Origin of the sequence: Planomonospora sp. ID67723, from assembly GCF_015711605.1 — a bacterium.
Classification (GTDB): Bacteria; Actinomycetota; Actinomycetes; order Streptosporangiales; family Streptosporangiaceae; genus Planomonospora_A.
The window spans coordinates 559,170-571,856 of sequence record NZ_JABTEZ010000005.1 but is presented as its reverse complement, the minus strand read 5'-3'; the positions used below and the strand labels follow the sequence as shown (position 1 = coordinate 571,856).

Genomic DNA, 12,687 nt, shown 5'->3' with positions numbered 1-12,687 from the left:
TGAGCCGCAGAGGGCCGGGCTAGTCTCGCGATACCGCGGCACGTACTCGCACCCCACGTGCCCGAGACCCCACATGCCCAGACCGCAGAAAGGCCGGTCGGTGACCGAAGCGATCCCACGCCGAGGGCGCAAGGGCGAGCGCACCCGCTCGCGCATCCTCGACTCAGCCATGGAGCTGTTCTCCCGCTCCGGCTTCCACGCCGTGTCCCTGCGCGACATCGCCGCGCACGCGGGCCTGACCCACGCCGGGCTGCTGCACCACTTCCCCGGCAAGGACGACCTGCTCATCCAGGTGCTCAGCCGCCGCGACGAGGTCGACGCCAGGGTGATGACCGGGCCCGACCACGAGGCCGGCCCCGAGGAACTCCTCGAACGGGTCATCGACCAGGTCGCGCGGAACATGCGGACCCCCGGACTGGTCGGCCTCTACGTGAAGATCTCCGGCGAGGCCGCCGACCCGGAGCATCCCGCGCACGACTACTTCGTCGAGCGCTACCGGCGGCTGCGCAAGCAGGCGGCCTGGCTGCTCTCCTCCCTGTTCTCCCGGGTCACGCCCCCGCTGGGCCACGACCCGGGCGCCGTCGCCCAGCAGCTCATCGCGCTGGTAGACGGCCTGCAGACCCAGTGGCTGCTCGAACCGGAGGCGGTCGACATGCGCGCGTCGGTCGTCGCCTTCCTCGGCCAGCTGGGCCTGGACCTGGACGCGGCGGCCGTACACGCGCAGCCGGACCGGCCGCACCATCCCTGACGACCACGAACACGAGGCCCCCATGACACAGACCGGCCGCGAAGCGTCGCCCCTCCGTCCCACCTCGGAGGAGATCTCCCGCCCCGTTCCCGAGGAGGTCGCCGGCCTCGGCCTGGAGGAGAAGGCCTCGCTCACCTCCGGGAGCGGCACCTGGCACACCACGGCCGTCCCGGGCACGGTGCGCGCCCTCACACTCTCCGACGGCCCGCACGGGATGCGCCGCCAGCCCGAGAGCACGGGAGACGCCCTCGGCATCCACGACAGCGTGCCGGCGACCTGCTTCCCGCCCGCCGTCGCGCTCGGCTCCTCCTGGGACCCGGAACTGGCCCGGCGGGTGGGCGCGGCCCTGGCGCGCGAGGCGTCCGCACTCGGGGCCGACGTCGTGCTCGGCCCCGGGGTCAACATCAAGCGCTCGCCGCTGTGCGGCCGCAACTTCGAGTACTTCTCCGAGGACCCCCACCTCACCGGGGTGATGGGCGCGGCCGTCGTCACCGGCATCCAGTCCCTCGGCGTCGGGGCGTGCGTCAAGCACTTCGCGGTCAACAACCAGGAGACCGACCGCATGAGGGTCAGCGCCGACGTCGACGAGCAGACCCTGCGCGAGATCTACCTGCCGGCCTTCGAGCACATCGTGCGCGAGGCGCGGCCGTACACCGTCATGTGCTCCTACAACAGGATCAACGGGGTCTACGCCAGCCAGAACCGGTGGCTCCTGACCGAGCTGCTGCGCGGCGAATGGGGCTTCGACGGGCTGGTGATGTCGGACTGGGGCGCGGTCAACGACCGGGTGGCGGCCCTGGAGGCGGGCCTCGACCTGGAGATGCCGCCCACCGGGACCGACGGGGAGATCGTCGAGGCGGTGCGCTCCGGCCGGCTGCCCGAGGCCGCGCTGGATCTGGCCGCCGGGCGCCTGCTCACGCTCGCCCGGCGGACCGGGGGCAGGGAGAGGTTCGACGGCTGGGACGCCGACGCCCACCACGAGATCGCCCGCGAGGCGGCCCGCGCCTCGGCCGTCCTGCTGAAGAACGACGGCGCCGTCCTGCCCCTGGACCCGGCGGTCTCCCGGCGCGTCGCCGTACTGGGAGAGCTGGCCCGTACCCCGCGCTACCAGGGCGGTGGCAGCTCGCACGTGGTCCCCACCCGCCTGGACAACGCCTGGGACGCGCTGAGCTCTGCCGCCGGGCAGTCCTCCGGGAGCATCGAGCTGGCCTTCGCGGCGGGCTACCGGCTGGACGGCGCGCCCGACGCCGAGCTCGAGCGGGAGGCGGTGGCCGCGGCGGCGGAGGCCGACACGGCGCTGGTCTTCCTGGGCCTGCCGGACGCCGCGGAGTCGGAGGGCTTCGACCGCACCACCATCGAGCTGCCCGCCGTCCAGGTCGCCCTGCTGCGCCGGGTGGCCGAGGTCTGCCCGCGGGTGGTCGTCGTCCTGTCCAACGGGGCGGTCGTGTCGGTCGCCGAGTGGCAGGACGCGGCCACGGCGATCCTGGAGGGATGGCTGCTCGGCCAGGCGGGCGGGTCCGCCCTGGCCGACCTGCTGCTCGGCGCGCACAGCCCGTCGGGCCGGCTCACCGAGACGATCCCCAACCGCCTCTCCGACGTCCCCTCCCACCTGCACTTTCCCGGCGCCGACGGGCACGTCGTGTACGGCGAGGGCCGCTACGTCGGCTACCGCCACCACGACACGCTCGGCACGGACGTCGCCTACCCCTTCGGCCACGGCCTGACCTACTCGCGGTTCGAGTACTCCGACCTCGACGCCCGCGAGACCGGGAGCAACGAGTGGAGCGTCGAGGTGACCGTCACCAACACCGGTGAGCGCTTCGCGCACGAGGTCGTCCAGCTGTACGTGGCGTTCGAGGAGGAGCGGCCCTCCCGCCCCCGGCACGAGCTGCGCGGCTTCGCCAAGGTCGGCCTGGAGCCCGGGGCCGCCGAGCGGATCCGCTTCGCCCTCACCGGGCGGGACGTCGCGCAGTGGTCGGTGTCCCGCAAGGACTGGAGGATCGACCCCGGCGCCTTCACCGTCGAGGTCGGGTCCTCCTCGCGCGACATCCGCCTGCGCGCCGGGCTGACCACTCCGGGCGACGGCTACACGGCCCCGCTGAGCGGGATGTCCACCCTGGGCGAGTGGCTCGCCCACCCCGCCGGCGGCGCGGCGCTGCGGAAGGTGCTCGGCGACGCGCCCGCGATGGCCGCGCTCGACCGGGTCGACCCGGCGCTGCTCGGCATGGCGCTCGGCTTCCCTCTGATCAAGTTCAGCACCTTCGGCATCGGCCTGACCTCGGAGGTCGTGGACCGGCTCGTCGCCGCCGCCCAGGAGGACGACCGAGGACGGCAGCCGAGGTGATCGCCTCCCGCACCGGTTGAGCGCACCCGGTCACCCCGCCCCCTACCGGGTGCGGGCTCAAGCGCGGGCGACCCGGTGAACGCACGGGGTCACCGGGTCGCCCGCCGTACGGGCTCAGGCGGGTGACATCTCCTCGTGGACCGCCCCGGCGGGCAGCACGCCGGTGCGGGCGACCCCGCCGAACCAGCGGGCGCTGGGCTTGACCGTCCGCTCGAACGTCTCGCGGTCCACCGCGACCAGTCCGAAGGTCGGCCGCCAGGAGCCCCACTCGTAGTTGTCCAGCAGCGACCAGTGGAGGTATCCGCGCACGTCGATCCCGTCGGAGATCGCGCCGTGCAACCCGGCCAGGGCGCCGCGCGTGTACTCGACGCGCTCGGCGTCGTCCGCCGTCGCGACGCCGTTCTCGGTCACGAGGATCGGTACCCCCGGCAGCCTCGCCGCCGTGTACCGTACGGCGTTGCCGAGCGCCGCCGGGTAGAACTCCCACCCCATGAGGGTGCGGCGGGCGCCGTCCGGCACCGGCAGCGCCCCGTCCGGCCCGACCAGCACGCGCGTGTAGGCCTGGACACCGATGAAGTCGTCGCCCGCGGCCACCTCCAGGAACCGGTCCTCACGCGGCCACGCCCACGCGTCGCGCTCCGCCTCCGCGCCGCCCGCGGCCTCGAAGTTCTGGTTGGCGACCGTCCAGCCGGACTTGACTCCCGCCGTACCGAGTTCCTCGCGCGCGGCGCGGTGCGCGGCGGCGAGGGCGTCGGCCACCGCCGGGTCGGGCGGGGGCATGGCCCCGGCGACGCCCTCCTCGCGCTTGCCCTGCTTCATCATGCTGGCCACCATCGCGAGCATGTTGGGCTCGTTGACGGTGCAGACCCACTCGACGCCGTCCAGGATCGGCAGCACCGCCCGCACGTAGCGGCGGAAGCGTGCGACCGCCTCGCCGGACAGCCACCCGCCCTCCTGCTGGAACCAGAGCGGGCTGGTGAAGTGGTGCAGCGTCACCACCGGGGTCAGGCCGCGCTCCAGGCAGCCCTCGACCAGGCGGCGGTAGTGTGCCAGCGCCGCCCGGGAGATCCGGCCCTCCACCGGCTCCACGCGCGCCCACTCGATGCCGAAGCGGTAGGAGGTCAGGCCCAGGTCCCGCACGATGTCGAGATCCTCGCGCCAGCGGTGGTAGCCGTCGCAGGCGTCCCCGCTGCGCTCGGGCAGCGGGCCGCCGGGACCGTTCTCCAGCGCCCACAGGTCGCTGGAGACGTTGTTGCCCTCGGTCTGGTGAGCGCTGCCCGCCGCCCCCCACAGAAAACCGTCCGGGAACGAGAGTTCCATGCCGTCTCCCTTGTCTGCCTCGCCGTACGGGTCACCGCGAGGACCGACGAAAAACCTACCAGTTGGTTAATTTTCTCGCACGGGCCTGCGGGCCGGGGTCCGCGGCGGGCCGGGGTGTTGCTAGCCTCCGCTCGTGACGACCAGGAACTCGCACTGCTCCTTCTGCGGTACGGCCTACGCTCCCGGCCAGGCCTGGCCGCGGACCTGCTCCGGCTGCGGGAACACCGCCTACCTCAACCCGCTGCCGGTCGCGGTGATGGTGCTGCCGGTGGACGAGGGCCTGCTGGTGGTCCGCCGCGCCGTCGAGCCGCACCGCGGCGGGCTCGCCCTGCCCGGCGGCTTCATCGACATGGGCGAGTCCTGGCAGCAGGCGGCCGTACGGGAGCTCCGGGAGGAGACGGGCGTCGTCGTCGGGGCGGACGAGGTGCGGCTGTTCGACGTGCTCAGCGCCCCGGACGGCACCGTGCTGATCTTCGGCCTGGGGCCGCGCACCGGCTCCGCCTCCCTCCCGCCGGTCGTGCCCACGGCCGAGACGACGGAGTGGCTGCTGATCGACCGGCCTCGGGAGCTGGCGTTCCCGCTGCACACCCGGATCGCGGCGAAGTACTTCGCCGCGGGATGACGGGACGGCGCGGCGGGCGGGACAGGGGCGCCGGAGCCGCCGGGAGCGGTGACGCCCCGCGACACGGCTGCCGCCCCTGCTCACCCCGTTGCACCGAGCAGCGGCGGACGTCGGGCACCATGGACAGGTGACTCAGGCGCTGGACGAGGGTTCCGGCGGCGTCTTCGGTGCGCCGCCCGGCCGCTCGGGCACGGTCGCCGGCCCCCGGCTCCGGATGCTGGCCGATCTCGTCGCGGACGGCGAGGTGGTGGTCCTGAGCGGGGCCGGGATCTCGACCGAGTCCGGCATCCCGGACTACCGCGGGGAGACCGGCCGCAGGCGGCCGGCCGAGCCGATGACGTACCAGGCGTTCACCGGCAGCGCCGCGGCCCGCAGACGATATTGGGCCCGCAGCCACCTGGGATGGCGGCACATCGCCCGTGCCGCCCCCAACGCCGGCCACCACGCGGTCACCGGGCTCCAGGAGCGGGAGCTGCTCTCCGGGGTCATCACCCAGAACGTCGACGGCCTGCACCAGGCCTCCGGCACCCGGCAGGTGGTCGAGCTGCACGGCAGCCTCGACCGCGTCCGCTGCCTCGGCTGCGGCGAGCGCACCCCCCGCCTGCTGCTCGACGAGCGCCTGCGTGAGGCCAACTCCGGCTGGCACGCCGAGACCGGCGCGATCAACCCCGACGGCGACGCCGTACTCGACGACGACCAGGTCGCGTCCTTCCGCATCGTGGACTGCCACGGCTGCGGCGGCGTGCTCAAGCCCGACGTGGTGTTCTTCGGGGAGAACGTGCCCCGGCCCCGGGTCGAGGAGTGCTACGCGCTGACCGAACGCGCCGGCCTGCTGCTGGTGCTGGGCTCCTCGCTGACCGTGATGTCCGGTTACCGGTTCGTCCGCCACGCCGCCGAACGGGCCATCCCCATCGTGATCGTCAACCAGGGTCCGACCCGGGGTGACGCCCACGCCCTCCTGACCTTCGACTCCCCCCTCGGCGCCACCCTCACCGCGCTCCTGTCGGAGCTCGACCTCGCCGGGTGACGCCCGGCCGCGGTCATCGCCGCAGTGCGTGCCGTGCCTCCATCAGCGCGAACCCGAGGAGGTTCAGCCCCCGCCACTGCTCCGGCCGCCCGGCCCGCTCGTCGTCGGCCGCCAGCCCGATCCCCCAGATGCGGTCCACCGGGCTGGCCTCGACCAGCACCCGCTCGCCGGTGCCCAGCAGGAACTCCCCCAGCTCGGGATTCTGGCCGAACTTGGCGAGGTTGCCCCGGACCACGAGGTCGAAGCGGGCCCGGGCCCATGCCTGCTCGTCGAAGCCCCGCACCCGCCGCCCCAGGTCCTTGGCCTTCTTCGGATGCCCGGCCGCCACGATCGCCGACGCGGTCTCCTCGTCACCGAACAGCCGGGCCTTGGCCGCCATCATGAAGTGCTCCGCGCTGCGGTAGAGCACCCCGTCCACGGTGAAGTCCGCCGGCCACCACTGCGACAGGCACCCCGCGCCGACCCCGCCCGAGCGCGGCGGCCGGTGCCCCCAGAACATGAGATATCTGACCCGCTCGCCTCGCTCCACCGCCGCGACCAGACCTGCCACGTCGCGCACGTCCACCGCCTCTGTCATACCCGAACCCTCCCAGAACGCCCGGTCGGCGGCCACCCGGTTTCCCTCGCGGGGACCGCCGGACCTCGTGCCCGCCGCGATCAGATCACGGCGATCAGTGCATACCGCTCGTCGTCGATCTCCCGGCCCCACAGCGCCGGATCGGTCAGCGGCTCCACCCGCAGATCGGCCGCCGACTCCCGGAGGGCTCCCGCGAGGACCCCGGCGCTCACCCCGCCCATCCACGGCATGGCCTCGGCCCCGTCGACGTAGGCGGCGCCGCCCGACGGCGCGTTCCACCGCCCCTCGACCAGCACCAGCCGGCCGCCCGGGCGGAGCAGGCCGATCCAGCGGCGCAGCGCCGCCCGCGGATCAGGCAGTGTCCACAGCAGGTGCCGGACCAGCACGGCGTCGAACCGCCGCTCCCCCACCGGAGGATTCCCCGCATCCCCGACCAGCGCCTCGGCTTCGACCCCGGCGAGCTTGGCGCGGGCATGCGCGATCATCCTCGGTGACAGGTCCACGCCGAGCGGCCGGTGCCCCTGCTCGGCCAGGAGCAGCATCAGCGAGCCGGTCCCGCAGCCCAGGTCCAGCACGTCTGAGGGGTCCTCCGGCAACCACGCCCGCAGCCTCCGCCCCCAGGCGGCCCGCACCCGGGGATCCCGCAGCCCGTGGTCGGCCTCCTCGTCGAACCGTCCGGCCGCGGCGTCCCAGTATCCGGCGATGGAAGAAGTCGATGCCATGACGGCATCATGACAACCGGCACCGACAGATCAGCGGGTGACGGGGGAGCGGCCCGCGCGAGCCTGCCGTGCCGCCCTCAGTCCTTCACGGCGCCGCCCAGCCCGGCGACCAGCCGCCGCTGCACCGCGACGAAGAAGACCAGGACGGGAACGGTCATCAGCGTCGAGGCGGCCATGATCCCGCCCCAGTCGTTCTCGTCGGGCTTGAAGAACACGAGCAGCGCCGCGGGCAGGGTCTGGTTGTGGGTGGCCGAGATGATGAAGGTCCTGGCGAAGATGAAGTCGTTCCAGGCGGTGATGAAGGAGAACACGCTCGTCGCGACCAGGCCGGGGGCGACCAGGGGGAAGAGGACCCGCCACAGGATCACCGTACGGCTCGCGCCGTCGATCATCGCCGCCTCCTCGATCGCCTCCGGCACCGCCGCCACGAACCCCCGCATCATCCAGGTCGCGAACGGCAGCGAGAAGGCCAGATGGACCAGGACGAGCGAGCCCAGGGTGTTGAGCCCCACGCCGGGCACCACCGCGCCGAGGTCGCGGATCAGGAAGAACAGCGGGATGGTGAGCGCCTCGGCCGGCACCATCTGCGCCACCAGGAACATGATCAGCACGCTCGTTCGGAACCTGAACCGGAACCGGGTCACCGCGAAGGCCGCCAGGAACGCCACCACCGCGGAGAGCGCGACGACCGACAGCGCGACGACCGCGCTGTTGAGGAGGTACCGGCCGAAGTCCTCGGCGCCGAGCACCCGCCGGAAGTGCTCGAGCGTGGGTGCCAGGGTCCACGGGCGGGCCTGGAGCGACCGGATCTCGCCCGCGGGCTTCACCGCGGAGAGCACCATCCAGTAGATCGGGAAGACCGTCACGGCGGCGGCGGTCACCGCCACCGTGTTCGCCGCGAGCCGGGGCCTGTTCACAGGCTCTCTCCCCTGCGGTACAGCGCGCGGATGTAGAGCAGGGTGACCGCGAGCAGGATCAGCGTCATGACCACGCCGATCGCCGAGCCGAGGCCGTACTCGGAGGATCCGAAGGCGGTCTGGTAGGCGTACACGTTGAGCACCGAATTCTGGCCCGCGATGCCTCCGCCGTCGGTCATCACGTAGATCTGGGTGAATACCTTGAAGTCCCAGATGATCGACTGGATGACCACGATCGTGATCAGCGGCCGCAGGACCGGCACGAGCACCCGCCAGAACGACTGCCACGCCGAGGCCCCGTCCAGCTCGGCGGCCTCCAGGATCGAGGCGGGGACCGCCTGGATCCCGGCGTACAGGGTCACCATGACGAACGGGAAGGAGTGCCACACCACGGTGGCGCCGATCACTCCGAACGCGACCCACCGGTCGTAGAACCAGTTGAAGCCCTCGATGCCCAGCACCTGGTTGACCAGGCCGAGGTCGGTGTCGAAGAGGAACATCCAGACCGTGGAACCGGTCATCGCGGGCGCCGCCCACGCCGCCATCGCCGCCAGGGAGAGCAGCAGGCGCGGCACCCGCCCGGCTCTCGACAGCACCACGGCCAGCGCCGCTCCGACGGCCAGCGTGGCGGCCACGAGCGCCGCCGCGAAGACCGCGGTCTGCGTGAGGACCGACCAGAAACGCCGGTCGCCCAGGACCGCCGCGTAGTTGCCGAAGCCGACGAAAGTCGTGGGCTCCCCGCCGCTGACCTGCGCCTGCCGGTAGTCGAACACCGACAGCAGGCCCAGCATGGAGATCGGGTAGCCGAACAGCGGGAGCAGCACCGCCGCCGCGGGCATCAGGTAGAGCCAGGGCCGCAGCCGGTCCCTCCGGCGAGTTCGGGGCGCCGCCCGGCGGGTCGGGGTCTCCGGGCCCGCCGGGGCGGTGGTGACCGTGGTCATGACCGGCCGAAGGCGGCGTCCACCGCCGCAGCGGCCTCGTCGGTGGCCTGCTCCACCGTGGCCTGCCCGGTCGCGACCTTCTGCAGCATGGTCGGGATGACCTTCTGGTTGTCGATCTTCACCCAGGCCGGGTCGACGGGCACGAAGCGAGTGCCGGCGGCGACCGTGTCGAGGAACGGCTTGAGGAAGGGGTCCCTGGCCGCCAGCTCCCGCCCGGCCGAGGTCAGGGTGGGCAGGTTGCCCATCGCCTCGTACATCTTGACCTGGTAGGTCTTGCCGGCCAGCAACTGGACGAACTGTACGGCCAGCGTGCGGTGCCTGCTGCTGCGCATCACGCCGAGGTTGTTGCCGCCCGCGAACGCGGGGGCGGGCGTGCCCGCCGTGGATCCCGGGAGCGGCACCACCGCGTACTTTCCCGCGGCGGGTCCCGCGTCCACCGCGGAGCGGTTGAAGTTGCCCAGGATGCCCATGGCGGCCTTGCCGCCGGCGAACAGCTCGACGGTCCTGCCGCCGGTCAGGGCGGCACACGCCTGCGGCGGGCAGATGTCGTCGCTCATCAGGTCCGTGTAGGCCTTGACGCCTTCGCGGGACCCGGGGCTGTCGAGTTTCTCGATGTCACCGCCCGCGTCCCAGATGAAAGGCAGCGCGCCGAAGGTGTACTGGCCGCCGACCGCGATGCCGTACAGATCGGGTCTCCTCTCGCGGACGGCGCGGGCGGCGGCGGTCAGCTCCCCCAGGGTGGCCGGCGGCTCCAGGCCGAGCTCGCCGAAGACGTCGGTCCGGTAGTAGAGCGCGCGGACACCGATGTACCACGGCACGCCGTAGAGCTTGCCGCCGGCGGTGGCCGATTTCAGCAGGTCGGCGTCGATGTCCCCGCCCTCCGTCCAGGACCGGACCTCCGCGCCGAGGTCGGCGAACCCGCCCGCGGCGGCGTACTCGGCGAGGTCGGTGTTGCCGTACTCGGCGATGTCGGGTGCGCTGGCCGGATCGTTGAACGCGCCTTTGAACTTCTCGTGCCTGGCCGGTGAGGTCGGGATGTAGGCGACCTCGACCGTCACCTCCGGATGCGCCGCGGTGAACTCCTCGATCGCCTCGGCGACGACCCGCTCCTTGGGAGCGCGGTTGGGCTCGTCGAAGAGCCATACCCGCACGGTCCCGCTCCTGTCGTCCCCGCCGGCCGATGACGGCGGGGACGACGGCACGCAGGCCGCGAGGGTCAGCAGGGCCGCCCCGGCGGCACACATCTTCAGGATCTCTACGCGTCTCACGGTGATCACTCCTCGACGCAGGGAAGGGCGTCCAGGCCCGCCGGGCGTTTCCGCGCCGATCGAGTCTGGGCGCCCCCGCGTTCTCCTCTTCGATGCGTTCTCTCCCGCGGCGCGTCAGGATCCGGGGCCGCGGCGGCATCCCGCCGCGGAGGCGATCCGTCCGGCTCCTTCCCGGATGAGCGCTCGCGGGCGGGTCAGAGTCTCTGCCACAGCGCCGGGACGTTCGGCGGCTCCCAGCCGGCGTAGGCGGTGTGCGCCTGGATGCACCGGTAGCTCGCGCCGCCGTAGGTGACCTGGGCGCCCACCGCGTAGGCGGTGCCGGCGGACCAGGTTCCCGAGGGAGCGGTCGCGGTGGGAGTCGGCGTCGGGGTCCGCGTGGGAGTGGGAGTGGGGGTGGGGGTCGGGTTGCCGCCGCCACCGCCGCCGATCTGCAGGTCGATGCAGGAGTAGAAGGCCATGGCCGTGTCGGCGATGTTCCAGATCGCCAGGACCTTCTGCCGCCCGCTGTAACCGGCCAGGCTCACGTTGTGCGACACCGTCGCACCCGGCTGGCGGCCCTGGTCGTTGAAGACCGCGATCCGGTTGCCGCCGATGTAGTACTCCCAGGTGCTGGTGGCGTGCCGGGCGGTCAGCACCCAGTTGAAGGTGACGCCGGTGCCGACGGAGGTGGCGGGCCAGTTCCTGCTCTCATCGCTGAGCTGGGCGAACCGGGCGACGCCGCCGTGGCAGTTGCGCTGGCCTTTGGGGCCTTCCACGCTCTGCGGCTCGTAGATGATGGGACCGCAGTCGGCGACGCGGCCCTGGGCGCACATCGCCTGGCGGCTGGGCGGTGACGACACGTACCCATGCGCCAGGGCCGGGGCGGCGGTGAGGACCGTGGCTCCGAGAGTCACCAGCGCCATCACCGCCACCATGATCGTTCTTCTCATGGAGCACTCCTCTGCTGGGGGGTTACTTGAAATGTAAAAGAAAGTTTCCTAACAGTAAATGCCGGTATAACTGTTTTTTCCTGGACCGTGTCAATGGGGAGCGGGCCTCCGCCGGCCCGTCGGAAGCGGGAGATCCTGTTGCCCCGGCCCTACGCTCCCGGCCTCGCCACCGCCGGAGGGAAGCCGGGGAGGGAAGGCCGTAGGGTCGGATCATGAGCCACTCAGAGCACGCCCCGGACCAGGCCGTGTACGGCTGCGCGGTGGCGGCCGGGACCGAGCCGGAAAGCGTTCTTCTGCCCGGCCACGACGTGCCCCTGGGCCGGTACACCACGGTGCGGAGGCTGCTTCCGCAACGGCGGCGCCGGATGGTCGGCGCCTGGTGCTTCGTGGACCATTTCGGCCCGGACGACGTCAGCGGCCGGCCGGGCATGCAGGTGCCGCCGCACCCGCACACCGGCCTTCAGACCGTCACCTGGCTGGCCGACGGCGAGATCATGCACCGCGACAGCCTGGGCAGCGCGCAGGCGATCACCCCCGGGCAGCTCAACCTGATGACGTCGGGCCGCGGCATCGCGCACTCCGAGCAGTCGCCACCGGACCATCCCCCCGGCATGCACGGGCTGCAACTGTGGGTGGCACTGCCGGAGGAGGCCCGCCACAGCGAGGCGCGGTTCGAGCACCATCCCGAGCTGCCGGTGCTGCGCGAGGGCGAGGCGGCCGTCACCGTCGTGGTGGGCGGGCTCGGATCCGCCCGCTCCCCCGCGCGCGTGCACACCCCGCTGGTCGCCGCCGAGGTGTCGTTCGCCGGTCCCGGCGGCTGCCGGCTCCCGGCCGATCCCGGCTTCGAGAACGCCGTGCTGGTCATGTCCGGTGCCGCCGAGGTCGCCGGAGTGCCCCTGGCGCCGGGCTCGCTGCTCTATCTCGGCCGGGGCCGGTCGGAGATACCCGTCGGCGTCACCGGCCCGGCCCGGCTCTTCGTCTTCGGGGGCGAACCGTTCGACGAGCCCCTGGTGATGTGGTGGAACTTCGTCGGCCGCTCCCACGAGGAGATCGTGCGGGCGCGCGACGACTGGATGGCCGGCCGGCGCTTCGGCGCCGTCGGCGGCTGCGACGCCGACCCGCTGCCCGCCCCGGAGATGCCGACCGTCCGGCTGAAGGCCCGCGACCGGCACGGCCGTACGACCGGCTGATCCCGCGCCTGTGGCGGTTCCCGCGTCGGCTCCGGCCGGCGCGCGGGAAATGTCGGCCGCCGGTCATAGCCTGGACCGGCTG

12 protein-coding genes are annotated in these 12,687 nt (G+C 72.8%); 5 read left to right on the top strand and 7 right to left on the bottom strand.

All coding sequences use genetic code 11. The features are described from left to right. Positions 1-169: 169 nt before the first annotated feature. Together HS041_RS33470 and HS041_RS33465 are read left to right on the top strand one after the other, a co-directional pair. The gene (locus tag HS041_RS33470; RefSeq protein WP_374058918.1) at positions 170-748 is read left to right on the top strand and encodes a TetR/AcrR family transcriptional regulator; all 579 of its coding nucleotides are present in this window, start codon (positions 170-172) and stop codon (positions 746-748) included. 22 nt (positions 749-770) lie between these two features. After that, complete coding sequence (locus tag HS041_RS33465; RefSeq protein WP_196444844.1) at positions 771-3,092, top strand: glycoside hydrolase family 3 C-terminal domain-containing protein; 2,322 nt, start codon at positions 771-773, stop codon at positions 3,090-3,092. Between the two features lie 114 nt (positions 3,093-3,206). On the opposite strand, the gene HS041_RS33460 is transcribed toward HS041_RS33465, so the two are convergent. Further along, positions 3,207-4,412 carry a glycoside hydrolase family 1 protein gene (locus HS041_RS33460; RefSeq protein ID WP_196444843.1) on the bottom strand — a complete coding sequence of 402 codons (1,206 nt, stop codon included), beginning with the start codon at positions 4,410-4,412 and terminating at the stop codon, positions 3,207-3,209. 133 nt (positions 4,413-4,545) lie between these two features. Here HS041_RS33460 and HS041_RS33455 point away from each other — a divergent pair, with 133 nt between their 5' ends. Next, positions 4,546-5,034: an NUDIX domain-containing protein gene (locus HS041_RS33455; protein ID WP_196444842.1), complete on the top strand. Its 489-nt coding sequence runs from the start codon at positions 4,546-4,548 to the stop codon at positions 5,032-5,034. 127 nt (positions 5,035-5,161) lie between these two features. Further along, entirely contained in the window at positions 5,162-6,061 is a 900-nt protein-coding gene (locus HS041_RS33450; protein ID WP_307845569.1) for an NAD-dependent protein deacetylase, read from the top strand. Between the two features lie 13 nt (positions 6,062-6,074). Here the strand turns inward: HS041_RS33450 and ybiA are convergent, their stop codons facing one another. From ybiA to HS041_RS39840, 6 genes are all read right to left on the bottom strand, one after another. Continuing rightward, positions 6,075-6,638, bottom strand: coding sequence for a riboflavin biosynthesis intermediates N-glycosidase (ybiA, locus tag HS041_RS33445; protein ID WP_196444841.1), 564 nt, complete (start codon positions 6,636-6,638; stop codon positions 6,075-6,077). An 80-nt stretch (positions 6,639-6,718) separates the two neighbouring features. Then, the gene (locus HS041_RS33440; RefSeq protein ID WP_196444840.1) at positions 6,719-7,360 is read right to left on the bottom strand and encodes a class I SAM-dependent methyltransferase; all 642 of its coding nucleotides are present in this window, start codon (positions 7,358-7,360) and stop codon (positions 6,719-6,721) included. Positions 7,361-7,437: 77 nt separating this feature from the next. Further along, positions 7,438-8,277 (bottom strand): carbohydrate ABC transporter permease, encoded by an 840-nt coding sequence (locus HS041_RS33435; RefSeq protein ID WP_307845568.1) that lies wholly within the window; start codon positions 8,275-8,277, stop codon positions 7,438-7,440. Then, entirely contained in the window at positions 8,274-9,218 is a 945-nt protein-coding gene (locus HS041_RS33430; protein ID WP_196444839.1) for a carbohydrate ABC transporter permease, read from the bottom strand. Before HS041_RS33430 ends, HS041_RS33435 begins: the two co-directional genes overlap by 4 nt. After that, positions 9,215-10,486: an extracellular solute-binding protein gene (locus HS041_RS33425; RefSeq protein WP_307845567.1), complete on the bottom strand. Its 1,272-nt coding sequence runs from the start codon at positions 10,484-10,486 to the stop codon at positions 9,215-9,217. Before HS041_RS33425 ends, HS041_RS33430 begins: the two co-directional genes overlap by 4 nt. A 194-nt stretch (positions 10,487-10,680) precedes the next feature. Further along, entirely contained in the window at positions 10,681-11,415 is a 735-nt protein-coding gene (locus tag HS041_RS39840; RefSeq protein ID WP_196444838.1) for a lytic polysaccharide monooxygenase, read from the bottom strand. 212 nt (positions 11,416-11,627) lie between these two features. Here HS041_RS39840 and HS041_RS33415 point away from each other — a divergent pair, with 212 nt between their 5' ends. Then, a complete protein-coding gene (locus tag HS041_RS33415) occupies positions 11,628-12,605 on the top strand; it encodes a pirin family protein (protein ID WP_196444837.1) in 978 nt (325 codons plus the stop codon). Positions 12,606-12,687 lie beyond the last annotated feature (82 nt).

Excerpts from the sequence above, each read along its gene's own strand:
- HS041_RS33470 (WP_374058918.1), top strand. The coding sequence starts at position 170 with ATGGAGCTGTTCTCCCGCTCCGGCTTCCACGCCGTGTCCCTGCGCGAC.
- HS041_RS33465 (WP_196444844.1), top strand. The coding sequence starts at position 771 with ATGACACAGACCGGCCGCGAAGCGTCGCCCCTCCGTCCCACCTCGGAG.
- HS041_RS33460 (WP_196444843.1), bottom strand. The coding sequence starts at position 4,412 with ATGGAACTCTCGTTCCCGGACGGTTTTCTGTGGGGGGCGGCGGGCAGC.
- ybiA (WP_196444841.1), bottom strand. The coding sequence starts at position 6,638 with ATGACAGAGGCGGTGGACGTGCGCGACGTGGCAGGTCTGGTCGCGGCG.
- HS041_RS33440 (WP_196444840.1), bottom strand. The coding sequence starts at position 7,360 with ATGGCATCGACTTCTTCCATCGCCGGATACTGGGACGCCGCGGCCGGA.
- HS041_RS33430 (WP_196444839.1), bottom strand. The coding sequence starts at position 9,218 with ATGACCACGGTCACCACCGCCCCGGCGGGCCCGGAGACCCCGACCCGC.
- HS041_RS39840 (WP_196444838.1), bottom strand. The coding sequence starts at position 11,415 with ATGAGAAGAACGATCATGGTGGCGGTGATGGCGCTGGTGACTCTCGGA.
- HS041_RS33415 (WP_196444837.1), top strand. The coding sequence starts at position 11,628 with ATGAGCCACTCAGAGCACGCCCCGGACCAGGCCGTGTACGGCTGCGCG.